The organism is Photobacterium sp. (assembly GCF_033720175.1).
GTDB lineage: Bacteria > Pseudomonadota > Gammaproteobacteria > Enterobacterales > Vibrionaceae > Photobacterium.
In genome coordinates this window covers 1-16,707 of sequence record NZ_JAWWDA010000005.1, presented here as the reverse complement: position 1 = coordinate 16,707, position 16,707 = coordinate 1, and the positions used below count along the sequence as shown (strand labels likewise).

Below are 16,707 nucleotides of genomic sequence, written 5' to 3'. Positions count from 1 at the left end.
AAATTTTATATAGTGTGATCGATATCTCTTTTGTTTATTTTGTAGCTGACTACACTGTTTACGAATTCAAGTGCTTTTATATATTTACGAGATCACAACATGACGGTACTGGTAGCAATTTCATTAACCACAGGTATTCTTTCTGGTATTTGGGGATGGGTGGCTGTTTCCCTGGGTCTATTGAGCTGGGCAGGATTTCTGGGTTGCACAACCTACTTTGCTTCCCCTAAAGATGGTATCAAAGGCCTTGGCCTGAGCATTGTGACAAATATGAGCGGCGTCTTTTGGGCGATGGTCATTATTCACCTGTCGAGCCTGTTCAGCGTTGAAATTTTAGGTTATATGGCCACTGCTATCGTATCGTTTTTCATGTGTTTTCAGGCAAAGAAAACATGGTTGAATTATATTCCGGGAACCTTTATCGGAGCATGTGCAACCTTTGCTGCGAACGGTGACTGGCAACTTGTCATTCCGTCGTTGACTGTTGGAGCACTGTTTGGTTATACCATGAAGGCATCTGGATTGTGGTTACATCAGAAGCTCAACCAACCCAATTCAAAATTGGCTGCAGCTGAAGCAGAGTAATACCAAATAATATTCCCTCCTTGATATCCCTTTGTGGAATGTTTTGCGCACATATCTTTATGATATGTGCGTTTTTTTGCTTTCGGGGATCTGTTTTTTTAAACATTAGATACAAGGAATAAACAGCCCCTTTATTTCTTGGCACAAAGAGGTTAGCGTTTCAGGGTGAGTGGCTTTAGGGGCCAGTACACAAACGCGTAATCCTTCATTTAATAACGCATGAACCTGATTCTGAAGTGTCTCTGGTATGTACGGCTCACGGTCAGCATCCCGGCGGCATAGATCAACGAAAATATCATTGCTTCCTTCCGGGTACAGCACAACGTCAGATTGCTGCATTACACGTAGTGCTTTTAGTGTCAGCATTTCCGGGTCGAGACCTGTTTCTATCAGGTAAAGGTGACTGGTCTGGGCTTCGGGCTTGGACAGTAACAGTGTGAATGCCTGCTCTAAACTGGCAATATTGCTTGCTTGTTCGACAGTTGGCAGGCGGAAAAAACGCTCCCAGAATTTTCTTCTTTCATCCACTGTTTTGAAATGCTGTTTGATGCGCTCTCTTTGTTTACCTGAAAACTCAGCCAGCAAACTCAGGTTCTGTGGAAGCTGGGTTTCAAGTTTTTCTCTGATAAAACGTACCAGAACGGGTGAGGCTCCGCCGCTGGAAATCGCGACTTGAATCGGGGTCCGATCAATCATTGACGGGGTAATAAAATGGCAATGGCGTGGATCGTCAACAACATTGGTCCAGATGCCTTCGTTTTCGGCATCAGAAAAAACCTGATGATTCAGTTCGGGAGCATCGGTCGTTGCCCAGATCTGATGGAACCCTATAACGCAAGATGGATCGTACTTTTGCTTAATGTAGGTCAGTCGCTGATCAGCCGCTAAGCGAGACAGGTGGGGGTGTAACTGAGGTGAAATAATTGTGATATCAGCGCCGGCACGAAGCAAGAGATCAACTTTTCTGCATGCGACGTCACCGCCGCCGACAACAAGCACTTTTCTATTCTTCAGGTTTAAAAAAACAGGGAAAAAATCCATTATATTAATACTTCCTCGGTATCCTAACGCCAATAGTATCTTATATCTATTGGTCTTATCACTAGCCAGTTATTTTTCTTGCCTTCCCGACGTTGAAATGTTTTGAAACATAAAACTGTCCAAAAACCGGTGTTATCAAAAGTCATTCAGCTTTCATTAAAGCCGGGTTGCTAACGTACCGGACAAGGAAATTATTGATATTTATTGCGTGATTTTTAGCAGGTTGCCTTGAATTCGCACATCAGAAATTTATTTTTTAATTATAACTATGGTCGGCAAAATGAAGAGAAGACTTATTATCGCGACACTCGTAAGTTCGGGTTTACTTATGGGGTGTGGTGATAATCAAAAAGGACAACAAGCCCCGGTAATTCCGCTGGTTGCAGCAGAGCCTGTGAGTGTCATTGATTACCAGCAAGGCAAGCAATATGTCGGGAGGACTAACGCCATTGAAGACGCGGCAATCACGGCGCAGGTTTCGGGTTATCTGAAAGAACGATTATTTACCGAAGGCCAGACGGTAGAAAAAGGGCAGGTGTTATTTCAAATTGAACCTGCCGCCTATGAGGCAAGAGTAGCCAGTGCTCAGGCAGCAATCTCTCAGGCTGAATCCAGTTTAAAAAATGCCGAATTAGATTTTAATCGAGGTCTGAATCTATTGCCGAAAGGCAGTATTAGTCAGTCGGAATTCGATAAGCTGACTGCGGATAAGCTAGGTGCTGAAGCGCAACTGAAATCGGCTAAAGCCCAGTTATATGCCGCTGAAGTTGATCTGTCATATACCCGCGTTGTTGCTCCGTTCAGCGGCCGGATCAGTGACAGTAAGGCCAGTATTGGTGATCTGGTTTCTCCCTCATCTGGTGTGCTGACGACTTTAGTCAGTCTTGACCCGATCCATACGGTGTTCAACCTCAGCGAACGTGAGCGGTTAGATCTGGGTATCGATACTCTTGATGGCAGCGGTCGTGGTAACGGCGATGTCGAAGTTGTTCTGACATTAAATGATGGTAAAGAGTATCCGCTTCTCGGCGAAGTCGATTTTATTGGTAATCGCATCGATTTGAATACCGGGACAATCGCCATGCGCGCAAGTTTTGCAAATCCATCTCAAGCATTGCTGCCGGGCCAGCATGTGCAAGTGTTGTTACGTGAAAAACAGCCGGTGAAAATGATGGTTATTCCACGTCGCGCGGTACAAAGCGACTTGGAAGGTGACTTTGTGATGATCCTTACCGAGGGTAACGTTGCCGAGCGTCGCAATGTGGTACTTGGCCCTCAGACCGATCAGGGGGTGATTATCCGTCAAGGCGTAGTCGCCGAAGAGGTCGTGCTGACTAAAGGTCTGCAACGTGTGCGTAATGGTATGGCCGTTCGTCTTGAAAATACGGATGCATAAGGAAAGAATATGCTGAGTCGCTTTTTTATCCAGCGTCCTAAATTCGCGCTGGTGATCTCTATAATCTTGACCTTGGCAGGTCTAATTGCCGTATTGAATTTGCCAGTGGCAGAGTACCCTAAAATCAGTCCGCCATCGGTGAGTGTAACGGCTTATTATTCAGGAGCGAGTGCGGAGGTTGTCGAAGAGGCCATTGCTGACCCGATTGAAGCCTCTGTGAATGGCGTTGAGAACATGATTTACATGTCCTCGAAAAGTGCCAATGATGGTTCTTATAACCTGAACGTGACATTTGATATCGGTACCGATCCTGATATGGCCCAGGTGAATGTGCAAAACCGTGTTGCTCAGATTGAATCGAAGCTACCGGCTGAAGTTCGCATGGTGGGTGTGACAGTAAAGAAACGTTCGCCTGACTTACTGATGGTTTTAAACTTCTATTCACCGGATGGCAAATACGATGATAAGTTCCTGATTAACTACATCAATCTGAACATCAAAGATCAGCTGGCGCGGGTACAGGGGATCAGCGAGGTTAATGTTATTGGTGGCGGTGAATACGCAATGCGTGTTTGGCTTGATCCCGACAGGATGGCGAATCTGGGGCTGACAACGTCTGATGTCAATGCCGCTCTCGCCGAGCAGAATGTGCAGGTTGCGACAGGCAAAGTGGGTGCGCCTCCTTATAACAACGCGCAGGAAGTCCAGTTTAATCTGGTGACCAAGGGCCGACTCGAATCCGCGGAAGAGTTCGAGAAAGTTGTGCTGCGCGCTAGTCCGGACGGTTCGGTTGTTTACCTCAAAGATATCGCACGGGTAGAGTTGGGTAAGAAATCCTATGAAGGATACGGTACTTTCCGAGGCAAGCCGGCTTCCATTGTGGCTTTATCGTTACAATCTGATGCCAATGCGTTAGAAAGTGGCGAGGCGGTAATGGAGTTGCTAGAGAAGCTCAGTCACAATATGCCTGATGGTATGGCCTATGAAACCAGTTATGATACAACCCTGTTCGTCGCCGAGTCGATTAAAGGTGTGGTTAAAACGCTGGTTGAAGCGGTTATTTTGGTCATTGCCGTGACTTACCTGTTTTTGGGTAGCGTACGCTCGACCCTGATCCCTGTTGTTGCTATTCCGGTTTCGCTCATTGGTACCTTTGCCGTCATGCTTGCGGCTGGTTTTACAATCAATACGGTGACGCTGTTTGGTTTGATCCTGGCGATTGGTATCGTGGTGGATGATGCCATTCTGGTTATCGAAAACGTAGATACTAATATGAGTCGCGATCCGAGTCTGACGCCGCGGCAAGCTACCCTGATTGCGATGAAAGAGGTCACGGGCCCGATCATCACCTCAACAATGGTATTGCTGGCTGTATTCCTGCCTGTTGCTATGCTACCTGGTATCACGGGGATCATGTATCGCCAGTTTGCTTTGACTATCTGCATTTCAGTTGTTATCTCCTCGATCAATGCGTTGACCCTGTCTCCGGCGCTGTGTTCTCTGGTATTAAAACAAAACGGAAATAATACTGCTCGCTGGTTCCAGAAATTCAATAAAGGGCTGGATACCGTTACGCTTAGATACGGAGTCATAGCGGGTTTCTTGGTTCGTAAAGTTGCCCTGTTAGGCAGCTTCTTCGTGATTGCTGTTTTAGCGGTTACCTTATTGGCGAAGACTACGTCTACGGCATTTGTGCCACAGGAAGATAAAGGCATTTTACTGGTTAATGTCCAGTTGCCGGATGCGGCATCGCTGTCACGTACTGAAGAAACGGCGATTAAACTTCAGAATATCATTGAGCAGGAACCTGGGGTTGAAGGGATCACGGTTGCCAACGGTTATGCATTCCTGACGGGTGCGGCTGCATCAAACGGGGCATCGATGTTCATCAAACTGAAAACGTGGGATGAGCGTAGTGAGCTGGCCGGGGATCACTCTTCATTCGCGATCACTCGCCGTATTAATGCCCGTGCCGCGATAGAATTGCCCGAAGCGGTTGTGTTTGCTATGGGTCCGCCAGCTGTTCCGGGAATGGGCGCAGCATCGGGATTTGAATTTGTATTGGAAGACACGCTCGGGCGAAGCCGAACGGATTTGGCCAATGTTATGGGAGAGTTGATTCAGAAAGCCAGTGCTCAGCCGGAGATCCAGCACACGTTCAGTACGTTCCGGGCCAATGTCCCGCATTTCTATGTCGATGTTGACCGGATTAAAGCGAAGCAGCTGGGGATTCCCCTGACCGACGTGTTCCAGACCTTGCAAGGCAATCTGGGATCTATCTATGTGAATGACTTTACCCTTTATGGTAAGAACTTCCGGGTAACACTTCAGGCAGACAGTCAGTATCGTAGCGATTTGCAATCGCTGGAGCGGTTCCATGTACGTTCATCGACTGGTGAAATGATCCCGCTAAGTACCTTGGCAACCATTGAGCAGGTGTTCGAGCCGGATGTTGCATGGCGCTACAACATGTACCGTGCTGCAGTGATCCAGGGCAGTCCCGCTCCGGGCTATTCAAGCGGCGACGCGATTGCGGCGATGGAACGTGTCGCGGCTGAAGTCTTACCGCAGGGTTATCAGTATGAGTGGACGGGGATGGCTTATCAGGAAGTGAAGGCTGGTAATCAGGCAATTTATGCTTTTGCTCTGGCGTTGATCTTCATTTATCTGTTCATGGTGGCACAGTATGAGAGCTGGAGTATTCCGCTGGCAATTATTCTGGTCGTGCCTGTGGCTACGCTAGGTTCATTCTTAGCACTGAGTATGACTGGGACACCGTTGGATCTGTATGCCCAGATCGGCTTGGTTCTGCTGATCGCGCTGGCGGCGAAGAATGCGATTTTGATCGTGGAATTTGCCAAGATTGAACGGGAAGAAAAGGAGCTGGATATTGATCAGGCGGCGGTACGTGGTGGTAAATTGCGTTTCCGCGCCGTGAATATGACGTCATGGTCATTTATTCTGGGTATCTTACCGCTGATATTTGCGTCGGGTGCCGGTCATATCAGTCAGAACTCGCTGGGGATATCACTGACGGGCGGTCTGGTATTTGTATTGCTTGCCGGTACTTTCCTCATTCCGGGTTTCTTTGCTGTTATTCAGCGCCGCCGTGAAAAAATTCATGGTGGCTCAACCAAGCTGGTGGAGTTAGCTGACGAGTAATCTCGACTAGCGTTATTAAATAAAAAGGGTTCCTATCGGAACCCTTTTTCATACGTTTTAAACACAAACTACGATGAGGATATAGTGCTATTTTTTCGCCGGAACAAGCCGACAGCGGCAAGAGAGAGTACGGCAAGCGGCGGGACAGATCCTCCGCTGCTTCCTGTACGAGCGCTGGCTTTTGTCTGAGAGCTGAGCTCTGTTTCAATCCAGCTTAAATAAGTAGAAACTTGGGTGTATAGGCCATTAAATTGTGCACCTGAAACGCCTGAATTTTTCATATCACAATTAGGACCGTTGCTGGTTACCCCGACAAGCCGTTGGCCTTTATCAGAATCGGATATATGTGTCGGGTTCTGCCAAATTAAAGGGCCACCTGAATCACCGGCACAAACGTCTTTTTTCAGTGCCGGATCATTAGAGTCAGCGCAGACAAAATGAGTTTCATCTTTTACTTGGTACGGTGTATTACACAGTGAATCTGGAATACCGGAAAGTTCTACGACTTGCAGTTCATTTGGCGGTAAATCAGTCTTGGTGGTATCCCCCCAACCAGATGCAATCAGGTTGGGCTCAGAATAAGCATCAGGTGTCCAGCTATTGGCAAAATGGTTATCAGCCATTGCTTGTTCTGCAGTTGTGGCAATTTTGATTGGTGTTGCTACGTTCAGTAATGAACGGTCAACCTCTAAAAGGGCAATATCATGATCCAGACTGGACGGATCATAATGGCCGGTATAATCTGGGTGGCGGATCTTTTTGATAACATTGAAACGGTATTGGTTGTCAATGTCTGCAGTTGCTCCCTGCAGAATATAGGAAGTTCCGGCGATCACCGTATCACTTAATAGTGGATCTACACAGTGGGCGGCTGTTACCAACCATGTGTCAGCGATCACCGAAGCGCCACAGCCTGAGATATACCTGTCAGCCGTGAGGATCGCGGCTTGCCAAGGCTGCAGGTTATCCGCATAGCCTGAAGCATTCTCTCCGTTAAGAACCTTAGCCTGTGGAGTGGCAGGGGATTGCTCGGTTTGCTGCGCCATGGCTGGTGATAACATCATGGTTATGAATGTAGCGGTTAAAGCGATTTTTTGATTGATCATCCTGATACCAAATGTACACGGCTTCAATAGGGCATAGAGGCCAATGGCTATAATGCCAGTGTGAAAAATTATACCTTTATAGCATCTGGGTTTGGTGTAGATATATTATTTCTGTGAGTGTCATTCAAATAAATCTGAACCCCCATCAATTCTTTATTTTTTAAAGGATAAAACAAAGTTCAATTATCTTGAGCTAGCACAAAATTAAGTGCTGTGAGCCTCGCAACAGCTAGGCCAGCTCGCTAGAATAGAGCTTGTTCGAATGCATCCTCAATATGAATAGGCGATTATGACTTTTAAACGTGTGATTGGTTTTGGTGTGGCGGGTAACTTTGCCGGCCATTTAGAACAGGCTGGCGAGGCTAATGATTTTCTGACGGTTGAAGTAAAAGAACAAATTCAGCCGAAAGCCATTTTTCCATTCTATGTGCCTTCTGAGAGCGCGGGGTTCTTATCCACTTATCCGCTCTCTAGCGATACCATTATTCCACCGAATGATGCTGACAATTTACAAATAGAGCCAGAAGTGGCTCTGTTATGTGATATTGAATATCAGGACAATCGTGTTACTGCTCTCAAGCCAATACGGTTTGCTGCTTATAATGACTGCTCGATTCGCAAACCGAATGCCAAGAAAATCAGTGAGAAAAAGAACTGGGGGGCGCAGACCAAAGGCGTCGCTGCTACCATGTTTGATATTGACGGGCTATCACAAGGTGGTGTGCTTGATCGTTACCGTATCGCCAGTTTTCATAAACGGGGTGAGGACGTTTCTCGTTACGGCGAAGATAGTCCTGTGATTGGCTATAGTTACTTCCATGAAAAATTACTGGACTGGATTGTTGATCGTATGAATCATCAGCAAGATATTGGTCCGGCAGAGAACATTGCGGAGCATTTAGCGAACGCTAATTATCCTGAACAGACATTAATCAGTATCGGGGCCACGCGTTATACCGAATATGGTGAAACGCACTTTTTGCAGTCGGGTGATACCAGTATTGTCGTGGTTTATGACGGTGAAAAATACAGTCAGGAAGATGTTGCTCGAATGGCCGAAAATAATACTTTCGCCGAAGATAGCTTGTCAGCGCTTGTTCAGCAGGTCGTTTAAATAGATGTGACTCGACAAATAAAAAGCCTGACTTTCAGGCTTTTCTATTGTTAGAAACCGATGGGCTACGCCCACTCTGATTTTCTCATCAGGGTTACTATTGTATCTACTGCATTGATACGAATATATTTTTTACCAGCAACTCGAATTGCTGAAGATTTCATTATTTCCCTCCTTCCTCAACTAAACTAACCAGATTCGTTTTAACGATGGCAGAGGTCTGGTGTGACAGCTAATATTTAAGTCGAGAGACAAGCTATTATGCAACCAGTGCCATTTTAGGGGGCGCTTCCCCATAGCTTTGCTAAAAGGATCTGTGCATGACAACTGAGCAGTATCAGATCACCTTCATCGTGCTGATGGCTTTGCTGCTGTTTATATGGGGACGTATTCGGCACGATATTGTTGCGATTATCACATTAGCATTGTGTGTGATTATCGGTTTGATTCCTGCCGACGAGGCGTTCATGGGAGCCGGGCATCCGGCCGTGGTAACAGTGGCTGCGGTACTTGTGATTAGTGATGCACTAAAGCGATCGGGTGTTGTTGACATGATTACGCACCTCATTTTGGATTATATTCATAACCCATTACTGCACGTATTTTTATTGACTTCCATTGTCGCGGTGGCTTCGGCATTTATGAATAATGTAGGAGCCTTAGCTTTGATGCTACCAGTTGCTCTTGCTACTGCCAGTAAGCATAAACGCTCTCCTGCTATGCTATTAATGCCTCTGGCGTTTGGCAGTATTCTTGGGGGAATGATGACATCGATAGGCACCCCTCCAAATATTATTATTGCCTCTTTGCGCAGCCAGACTGCCGGAACCCCGTTTAACTTTTTTGACTTTAGCGCCGTAGGTGCCACCGTGGCGGCTTTAGGCGTATTCTTCATTTCCTTTTTCGGCTGGCGGTTGATTCCTAAAGCTCGTATGGGAAAGAGCCCGACTGAACAGCTATTCTCAATTGATGATTATTTGACAGAAGTGATTGTGCCTGCCGATTCTAAATTGATCGGGACTGGTGTCAAAGAGCTGGAAGAACTGGATGACAACCATGTTGAGGTGATTGGATTAACCCGGGAATATGGGAGGGCGATAAATTTGCCATATAAATACCAATTGAAGGCTGGCGATATTCTGATACTTCAGGCTGATCCGGGTGATATTCAAGCCTTTTTGAATAGTTGCGATCTGGAGCTTATAACCAGTGCAGACGGTGAGTTCAAAAGGCTAACCAGTGGTGATTTGTCGCTGGCAGAAGGAGTGGTACAGTCAGGCTCTGTTCTTGAAGGGCGAGATGTGAATTATTTACGGCGTCTGAGTGGAAATTCTCTGGCATTGGTGGGTTTGGCTCGACGAGGAAAGCAGATCAGACGTCGATTGTGCCGTCAAACATTCCGTGTCGGTGATATCTTGCTGCTACAGGGAACTGGTGACAGCCTGGAAACACAGCTACCGGAGCTAGGGATGCTGCCGTTGGCGGAGAGAAGCTTGAGTTTAGGATTACCGCGGCGTATCGGATTAGCTCTGGGTATTTTTGTGGCAGCCATTGCGCTTGGTGTAGCAGAGGTATTACCGTTATCCATTGCTTTTATATTGGCTATACTGGCTTATCTGTTTTTGAGCATTTTACGCGTTCAGCAACTCTACCTTCCGATTGACTGGCCGGTCATTGTTCTATTGATGGCTATGATCCCGATAGGTGAAGCTTTGGAGACGACGGGGCTGACTAAGATGCTGGCCGAACAAGTTCTCAGCTTGACAGTCTCATATCCATTATTCTTGACGCTGGGGTTGACTCTGGTCGTCACAATGTTTCTCTCGGATGTGATTAATAATGCGGCAACTGCCATCATTATGGCTCCGATTTCGATTGATATCGCTGCAGGGATGAATGTGAGTGCAGACCCTTTTTTGATGGCTGTTGCCGTCGGTGCGTCTTGCGCCTTTTTAACACCGATCGGTCATCAATCGAATACCTTAGTGATGGGACCGGGCGGTTACAAGTTTGGCGATTATTGGCGTATGGGCTTGCCGTTAGAAATCATGATTGTTCTGGTTGGTATTCCGATGATTTTAATGGTTTGGCCACCATAAGAGCCTCAAAATAATGTTGGCCTTTAATGTGCTAGATTGCACTGCGGTGTATTTAATATTCCTCGGTAATTTATAAATGAAAAAAATTATAATTGGATTAAATATCATTGTCGCCCTGTCTCCTGCGTTGGCAAGTGCGAAAAACATGAGCGGTGCATATGTCGGTGGCGTCATTGGTGTAACCCAATTTGAATTTTCATCAGAAGATAAGGCATGGATAGCTGATGGCAGTGGAGCAATAGATGATTCCGACACGGGTTTTAAACTATTCGGAGGATATCAGTTCAATAGGTACACTGCTATCGAGGGGTTCTACGCTGATCTAGGCGGAGTAAAAATCAAATACCCCAACGAAGAACTCAAAATGAATACTGGGGCTAACAGTTTTGGTGTTTCTGGCTTAGGGATCCTCCCCGTAAGTGATAATTTAGAAATTTTCGCTAAAGTGGGTTTGCAATCATGGAACGCTAAATTAATCAATAAAGACGGCTTATTTGTCGGTGATAATGGAACTGACCTGATATTTGGTGTTGGCGTTGCATTCAGGGTCGCTCAAGTGTCACTTCGCGGGGAATTTGAACGATATGATTTTGATGACACCAATGTTGAGATGATCTCGGTTGGAATTAATTACAATTTCTATTGATATCGTGAAGGGGTAAAGATGGGTCCAGATCCATTTTAACATCAGCTCTGATTTTCTTCGCAAATTCTCAAGGTTGCGTGCTTGATGGTCGCGTTTACTATGATGTTATTTATAATTTCAGCTATCGTGGTAAGAGACGAAATCTTTCCAGATCACGATATCCATGATTTAACCCTGTCTTGAATCTGTATTTTCGTCAATATGCTCCCGCCAATTTAGAGCCGTGTCTTTATAGAGTGGAGAAGGAATTATTGTTATGCATATGGATCCAGCAATGCCGCAGGTCGTGGGCGCTCTGTTATTAATCTTGTTAACCGGTTTGTTACTTAGGTTATTACATCAGCCGCATGTTATCGCCTATCTCGTTGCCGGTGTATTTGTGGGGCCATGGGGACTGGCACTGATCACTGATGTTGAGGTGATCAACCGTCTCGGCGCGATGGGGGTGGTACTGCTGTTGTTTTTTGTTGGCATGGAGACGGACGCCAGGAAGTTGATTGCCAATTGGAAGCTAGCAATTTTCGGTACGCTGTTACAGGTGGGTTTGAGCGTCACCTGTGTCTGGTTGCTGGGCCTCTGGTTTGCATGGCCGATGCCTCGGATAATCCTGATAGGATTTGTCATTAGCCTGAGCAGTACTGCTGTCGTGATTAAGCTATTACAGGATAGCGGCATACTCAATTCCAAAGTCGGGCAAGGTGTATTAGGTGTATTGTTAGCCCAGGATTTGGCGATTATCCCAATGCTAATCATACTGGGTTTATTAGGCGCAGGAGAGGTTGACGGATATCATTTGGCAAAACAGGGGGCGGGTGCTATCGCCGCGGGATTACTTTTTGCCTATATAATCGTTCGTCAGCAGATCCATCTGCCATTATCACGCTGGTTGAAAGATGATCGTGAATTGCAGTTGTTCACCTCATTAAGTATTTGCTTCGGCTTAGCATTGATTACCGCATGGTTTGACTTATCCACGGCATTAGGCGCTTTTATTGCGGGGATGTTGATAAATGCTGCCAAAGAAACTCAATGGGTCCATCATACCTTAGAATCGTTCAGGGTACTTTTTATTGCCCTATTTTTTGTCTCTATTGGCATGTTACTTAACCTTGGTTTTTTGCTTACAAACTGGCTTCAGGTCGGTGTGCTGGTCGTCATGGCGCTGCTGACGAATACGTTTATTAACGCATTTATTCTTAAAGTTGCCAGTTTTAACTGGCGCGACAGCTTATATGCTGGCGTGCTGTTGTCACAGATAGGCGAATTTAGTTTTGTGCTGTCTGCTGTAGGAATGCAGTCAGGACTTATCAGTGAGTATGGTTATCAACTGGCATTATGCGTGATTTCTCTGTCGTTGCTGGTAAGCCCGATTTGGATCAATATGGGTAAGCGATGGCTAAAGTGGGATAATCAATAAGCATAAAATTATTTACTTATCAATTGGCTATATTTTTTGCAGAATAGGTGTCTATTAAATGACAATGTTGACTGGCTCAGGAGTATAGAGTTAATGAACGATTTTATCAGTGAAAATAAATTAATTGCCTCCATAGTCTTAGTTGTAATTGTGTGGAGCGCTCGTTGGTTGATTGTACGCCATCTTAGTCAGCGACCTTCTGGTGAAGATGAGCTTCCGCGTCGATGGATAAACAGTATAAAAAATGCGACGAACCTTTTAATCGCCATTGGCCTGATAATTATCTGGTTATCTGAACTTCGTTTTGTGGCGCTTTCTATTGCCGCCTTCGCTGTCGCACTTGTTGTTGCAACACGGGAATTTATTCAGTGTTTTCTTGGTTCATTATATCAGGCAAGTAACCGTACTTTTGTTGTTGGAGACTGGATACGGGTTGGTTCTAACAATGGCGAGGTTGTCAGGAGCGACTGGTTTAGTACTGTGTTGCTTGAAATTGATCTGGAAACCATGACTTATGGCTATACAGGAAGAACGTTGATTATTCCTAATAATCAATTTATTTCCAACACGATTCAAAACTTAAACTTTATGCGCCGCTATGTTGCTCATTCCTTTGCCATTGTTCGTGACGCAGATCCGGTCAATTTCTTCGATGCGAGAGATTTTATCTTGGAGAGAGCAAAGGAGTACTGCATGCCATTTCAAGATGTTGCCCATCGATACAGTGTGCTGATTGATAAGCGCCTGGGAGTCAACCTTAGTGGAAGCGAGGCAAGTGTCCGGATTACGAGCACTAATTTAGGGAAAAATATGTTAACGGTCACTGTATTTTGCCCAACGAAAGAGGCGGTCAATATTGAGCAGCGAATAACCGCCGATTTTATGGCGTTCTGGTACGCTGAAGTTGAAAAAATCAAAGCACAAAAAGATAAAAAATCTCATACGCAAGAAAAGAACCTTGTTGCCGCAGAGGCGGAATAAAAATGGGGAAAAAGAAAGTTGTGCTTGGCTGGCGGGAATGGGTCGATTTACCCGTTTTTGGTATTGCCGTTAAAGCCAAGGTTGATACCGGAGCCAAAACGTGTGCATTGCACGCATTTCGTATTGAACCTTATCAAAAAGAGGGAGAGTCTTGGGTGCTGTTCAACATTCATCCTTATCAAAACGACGTTGAAACAGCGGTTGAATGTCATGCTCGATTGGTCGATCAACGTGATGTTACTGATTCGGGGGGACATACTGAACAGCGTTATGTCATATTGACTACAATATCTATCGGAGCAGAACAGGTTGAAGCCGAAGTCACTCTGACCGATCGCGAATGTATGCGTTTTCGAATGTTGTTGGGGCGCAACGTGCTCAATAATCGTTTTTTGGTTGATCCGGTGAAATCTTATCTGTTGGGACCGCCGTTTCGGAAAAAGCAGGTAGACAGTGATTCAGGGGAGGATGAGGATTTATAGCAAATTATATATCAAAGAGTGATGTGAAATTAGCGACTGTTTATATACGTTGCAAATATTGGCATGTGCATAATATTCAATAAAATTATTTTATCGTCACAACGGAAATTGTTTGATTTACAAGCTGTCAATTCTGAAAGAATATCAGCGGAAACTATCAGGAGAAAGACTGTAATGAGAAATTCCGGAAAATTTTACGACGATAAAAATTTCCCTCACGGGTTTAATCGTTCAGGTGTTTTCACCATCAATGAAGCCGCTCTTTTAGAAAACTATGGCCGTACAATGCTGGGACTTCGCGATGGTATATTCATGCCGGGTGAAGAGTCTGAGCATCAATTTCTAGCTGAAATCAGCGGACAACAGGCGGTTACCTCTGATTTTGGTCGGTGTTGGGTCAAATATTCAAATCAAATCAGTCAGAAAGTACGTCGCTATAATTTATGTGCTTCGCAGCGTGTTCAGAAAGGTATGTACGATGAAGATGATGATATGGGTACTGACAACGATATCGATTATTAATCCGCTCGAGTAAATCATTACCTTCTATACCCAATTAACTTGAAGATGCAGGCTTGAGCACTTGAAAGTTTGATAAATTCGAGACCTCAAAGAGCCTGCGTTCTCTGGAAGGGTGACCTAAAAAATTGCTCAATGACTTCCTTTGAAGTCACTTTTGCTTTTGAAAGAAACGTTATTCCTCGACTTCTCGTTGATCACTTTAAAAAGCGCATTGAGCGCGTTATAAGATTCGATAAAAGCGTGCTGCTTTGCTTCATGAACTTATGTGGAAATCTCTCTAAAAAGAACTAAAGAGAGCAGTGCTCCCTCTAATTCTTGACCGCACGAAATTGTAATAGCTTGCACTAACGAGTGATCTTTTTTATATCTGAAGTTTTCATTTCGTACATAAGACGCTGAGGCTGATATTACGCTTTAGCGTCTTGTGCGGTTAGATCTCTGTCTTGTTCAAAGATCTCATTGTCAGCTTGACCCAGAACACGAGAGGTAATTGTACCCGCCGTCATCGCGCCGCTTACGTTTACCGCCGTACGGCCCATATCAATGAGAGGTTCGATTGAAATCAATAGGCCAGCTAGCGCGACAGGCATATCCAGTGCAGATAGAACAATTAGTGCGGCGAAGGTTGCACCGCCGCCAACACCAGCAATACCGAAAGAACTGATTGTGACAATCGCAATCAATGTTGCCATGAAGCTTGGATCGAGCGGGTTGATACCGACTGTAGGAGCGATCATCACCGCCAGCATCGCTGGGTAAAGGCCTGCACAACCATTTTGGCCCATAGTGGCACCGAATGAAGCTGAGAAGTTGGCTACGCCTTCTCCGTTACCTAATTGTTTAACCTGAGTTTCTACGTTAAGAGGAATGGTGCCAGCACTTGAACGAGAGGTGAATGCAAAGGTCAAGACTGGGAGAATTTTCTTCAGGTAACGAATTGGGCTCACACCAACAAATGTAACCAGAATTAAATGCATTACCAGAATAAGTCCAAGGCCAACATATGAAGCGGCAACAAAATTAATCAGGCTAAGAATATCATCGTAGTTTGAACCCGCGACAACTTTAGTCATCAGAGCCAGTACACCATAAGGCGTCAGGTTCAACACCATGCGAACTAACGTTTTTACAATTTCCTGAGCAACATTGATAAACTTTTCAAAGCTTTTACCCAACTCTGGTTCTGTTTTCATTAAGGTTAAACCGGCAACGCCAATAAAAGCAGAGAAAATCACCACAGCAATAGTTGATGTTGCACGGCTGCCAGCTAAATCTGCAAAGGGGTTACCTGGGAAGAACGAAATCACCATGTCAGCAAACGACACAGATTCAATAGTTGATAGGCGGTTTGTCAATACTTCGCCTCGTGCGATTTCACGAGCACCTTGTACAATGCCTTCGGCGGAAAGGCCAAAGAGATTACTCACTAAAATACCGATCAACGCAGATGCCGCCGTTGTCGCCAGTAAGATACCGATAGAAAGGCCTGAAATTTTACCCAGTGAACCCGAATCTTTCACTTTGATAATGGCACCAATGATCGACACCATAATTAGTGGCATGATGATCATCTTCAGTAGGCTAACATAACCTGCACCCACGATATTAACGTACTCTAGCGTAGTTGCAATAACATCACTACCGCCGCCATAAATAAACTGTAGTGTTCCACCGAAAATCACACCTAGCGCTAGGCTGGTAAATACACGCTTAGACAGTGTATTTTCTGAACGTTGTAACTTGAATAATAATCCAATGAGAAAAGCAAAGATTATAAGGTTTAAAATTGGATACATCATGAGGTGTTCCTAACAAGGTAAATTGGCAGCGAATAATTTCGTTTATCTGCTTTAAATCGAAGACGCTGGAGAGCGTATTCGATTTATCATACATTTGTGAAGCGTTTTTAATTGCTTGAGGTATAAGAAAATCGCACAATATAAAACTTTTAGTAATAAAGGATTTTGTTGCAGAGTTCAGTCTAACTACACGTGCACTAATTTACAGATACAATTAGGGCTCTGTTCAGTACTCAAGTTGATAAACTATATTATAGATAGATATGCTAACTCCTTGAGGCTACCAGCATGGAAGACTTCAATTTTACGCAACTATTAGAGTCTATCCAACGACTTACACCTGAGCAAAAACAGTGC

General features: G+C 45.0%; 13 protein-coding genes and 1 pseudogene. 10 read left to right on the top strand and 4 right to left on the bottom strand.

Translation table 11 applies throughout. From position 1 onward, the window contains the following. Positions 1-99 precede the first annotated feature (99 nt). Positions 100-585, top strand: coding sequence for a DUF1097 domain-containing protein (locus R3289_RS07040; RefSeq protein WP_318924803.1), 486 nt, complete (start codon positions 100-102; stop codon positions 583-585). Positions 586-690: 105 nt separating this feature from the next. Here R3289_RS07040 and R3289_RS07035 read toward each other — a convergent pair whose 3' ends face one another. Continuing rightward, entirely contained in the window at positions 691-1,626 is a 936-nt protein-coding gene (locus R3289_RS07035; protein WP_318924801.1) for an NAD(P)-dependent oxidoreductase, read from the bottom strand. Between the two features lie 280 nt (positions 1,627-1,906). On the opposite strand from R3289_RS07035, the gene R3289_RS07030 reads away from it, so the two are divergent. Both R3289_RS07030 and R3289_RS07025 read left to right on the top strand, forming a co-directional pair. Further along, the gene (locus tag R3289_RS07030) at positions 1,907-3,022 is read left to right on the top strand and encodes an efflux RND transporter periplasmic adaptor subunit (protein WP_318924799.1); all 1,116 of its coding nucleotides are present in this window, start codon (positions 1,907-1,909) and stop codon (positions 3,020-3,022) included. A 9-nt stretch (positions 3,023-3,031) separates the two neighbouring features. Continuing rightward, the gene (locus tag R3289_RS07025; protein ID WP_318924798.1) at positions 3,032-6,184 is read left to right on the top strand and encodes a multidrug efflux RND transporter permease subunit; all 3,153 of its coding nucleotides are present in this window, start codon (positions 3,032-3,034) and stop codon (positions 6,182-6,184) included. Between the two features lie 68 nt (positions 6,185-6,252). Here the strand turns inward: R3289_RS07025 and R3289_RS07020 are convergent, their stop codons facing one another. After that, positions 6,253-7,290 (bottom strand): serine protease, encoded by a 1,038-nt coding sequence (locus R3289_RS07020; protein WP_318924797.1) that lies wholly within the window; start codon positions 7,288-7,290, stop codon positions 6,253-6,255. A 289-nt stretch (positions 7,291-7,579) separates the two neighbouring features. Here R3289_RS07020 and R3289_RS07015 point away from each other — a divergent pair, with 289 nt between their 5' ends. The 7 genes from R3289_RS07015 to maoP all read left to right on the top strand — a co-directional run bounded on the left by R3289_RS07015 (position 7,580) and on the right by maoP (position 14,551). Then, the gene (locus tag R3289_RS07015; RefSeq protein WP_318924796.1) at positions 7,580-8,404 is read left to right on the top strand and encodes a DUF5718 family protein; all 825 of its coding nucleotides are present in this window, start codon (positions 7,580-7,582) and stop codon (positions 8,402-8,404) included. A gap of 320 nt (positions 8,405-8,724) precedes the next feature. Further along, the gene (locus R3289_RS07010; RefSeq protein ID WP_318924795.1) at positions 8,725-10,503 is read left to right on the top strand and encodes an SLC13 family permease; all 1,779 of its coding nucleotides are present in this window, start codon (positions 8,725-8,727) and stop codon (positions 10,501-10,503) included. Between the two features lie 76 nt (positions 10,504-10,579). Beyond that, a complete protein-coding gene (locus R3289_RS07005) occupies positions 10,580-11,149 on the top strand; it encodes an outer membrane beta-barrel protein (RefSeq protein ID WP_318924794.1) in 570 nt (189 codons plus the stop codon). A gap of 256 nt (positions 11,150-11,405) precedes the next feature. Beyond that, a complete protein-coding gene (locus R3289_RS07000; protein WP_318924792.1) occupies positions 11,406-12,566 on the top strand; it encodes a cation:proton antiporter in 1,161 nt (386 codons plus the stop codon). 93 nt (positions 12,567-12,659) lie between these two features. Then, on the top strand, positions 12,660-13,547 hold the full coding sequence (locus R3289_RS06995) for a mechanosensitive ion channel family protein (RefSeq protein WP_318924791.1): 888 nt from the start codon (positions 12,660-12,662) through the stop codon (positions 13,545-13,547). A gap of 2 nt (positions 13,548-13,549) precedes the next feature. Next, on the top strand, positions 13,550-14,029 hold the full coding sequence (locus R3289_RS06990) for an ATP-dependent zinc protease (protein WP_318924790.1): 480 nt from the start codon (positions 13,550-13,552) through the stop codon (positions 14,027-14,029). 174 nt (positions 14,030-14,203) lie between these two features. Further along, positions 14,204-14,551, top strand: coding sequence for a DUF413 domain-containing protein (gene maoP, locus R3289_RS06985; RefSeq protein ID WP_318924788.1), 348 nt, complete (start codon positions 14,204-14,206; stop codon positions 14,549-14,551). Between the two features lie 34 nt (positions 14,552-14,585). On the opposite strand, the pseudogene R3289_RS06980 reads toward maoP, so the two are convergent. Both R3289_RS06980 and R3289_RS06975 read right to left on the bottom strand, forming a co-directional pair. Then, positions 14,586-14,758 (bottom strand): annotated as a pseudogene (locus R3289_RS06980) (IS630 family transposase); the annotation flags it as partial. Between the two features lie 200 nt (positions 14,759-14,958). Next, entirely contained in the window at positions 14,959-16,350 is a 1,392-nt protein-coding gene (locus tag R3289_RS06975; protein WP_318924787.1) for an L-cystine transporter, read from the bottom strand. Between the last annotated feature and the right edge of the window lie 357 nt (positions 16,351-16,707).

Excerpts from the sequence above, each read along its gene's own strand:
- R3289_RS07000 (WP_318924792.1), top strand. The coding sequence starts at position 11,406 with ATGCATATGGATCCAGCAATGCCGCAGGTCGTGGGCGCTCTGTTATTA.
- R3289_RS07030 (WP_318924799.1), top strand. The coding sequence starts at position 1,907 with ATGAAGAGAAGACTTATTATCGCGACACTCGTAAGTTCGGGTTTACTT.
- R3289_RS06995 (WP_318924791.1), top strand. The coding sequence starts at position 12,660 with ATGAACGATTTTATCAGTGAAAATAAATTAATTGCCTCCATAGTCTTA.
- R3289_RS07040 (WP_318924803.1), top strand. The coding sequence starts at position 100 with ATGACGGTACTGGTAGCAATTTCATTAACCACAGGTATTCTTTCTGGT.
- maoP (WP_318924788.1), top strand. The coding sequence starts at position 14,204 with ATGAGAAATTCCGGAAAATTTTACGACGATAAAAATTTCCCTCACGGG.
- R3289_RS07010 (WP_318924795.1), top strand. The coding sequence starts at position 8,725 with ATGACAACTGAGCAGTATCAGATCACCTTCATCGTGCTGATGGCTTTG.
- R3289_RS06990 (WP_318924790.1), top strand. The coding sequence starts at position 13,550 with ATGGGGAAAAAGAAAGTTGTGCTTGGCTGGCGGGAATGGGTCGATTTA.
- R3289_RS07005 (WP_318924794.1), top strand. The coding sequence starts at position 10,580 with ATGAAAAAAATTATAATTGGATTAAATATCATTGTCGCCCTGTCTCCT.
- R3289_RS07015 (WP_318924796.1), top strand. The coding sequence starts at position 7,580 with ATGACTTTTAAACGTGTGATTGGTTTTGGTGTGGCGGGTAACTTTGCC.
- R3289_RS06975 (WP_318924787.1), bottom strand. The coding sequence starts at position 16,350 with ATGATGTATCCAATTTTAAACCTTATAATCTTTGCTTTTCTCATTGGA.
- R3289_RS07025 (WP_318924798.1), top strand. The coding sequence starts at position 3,032 with ATGCTGAGTCGCTTTTTTATCCAGCGTCCTAAATTCGCGCTGGTGATC.
- R3289_RS07035 (WP_318924801.1), bottom strand. The coding sequence starts at position 1,626 with ATGGATTTTTTCCCTGTTTTTTTAAACCTGAAGAATAGAAAAGTGCTT.
- R3289_RS07020 (WP_318924797.1), bottom strand. The coding sequence starts at position 7,290 with ATGATCAATCAAAAAATCGCTTTAACCGCTACATTCATAACCATGATG.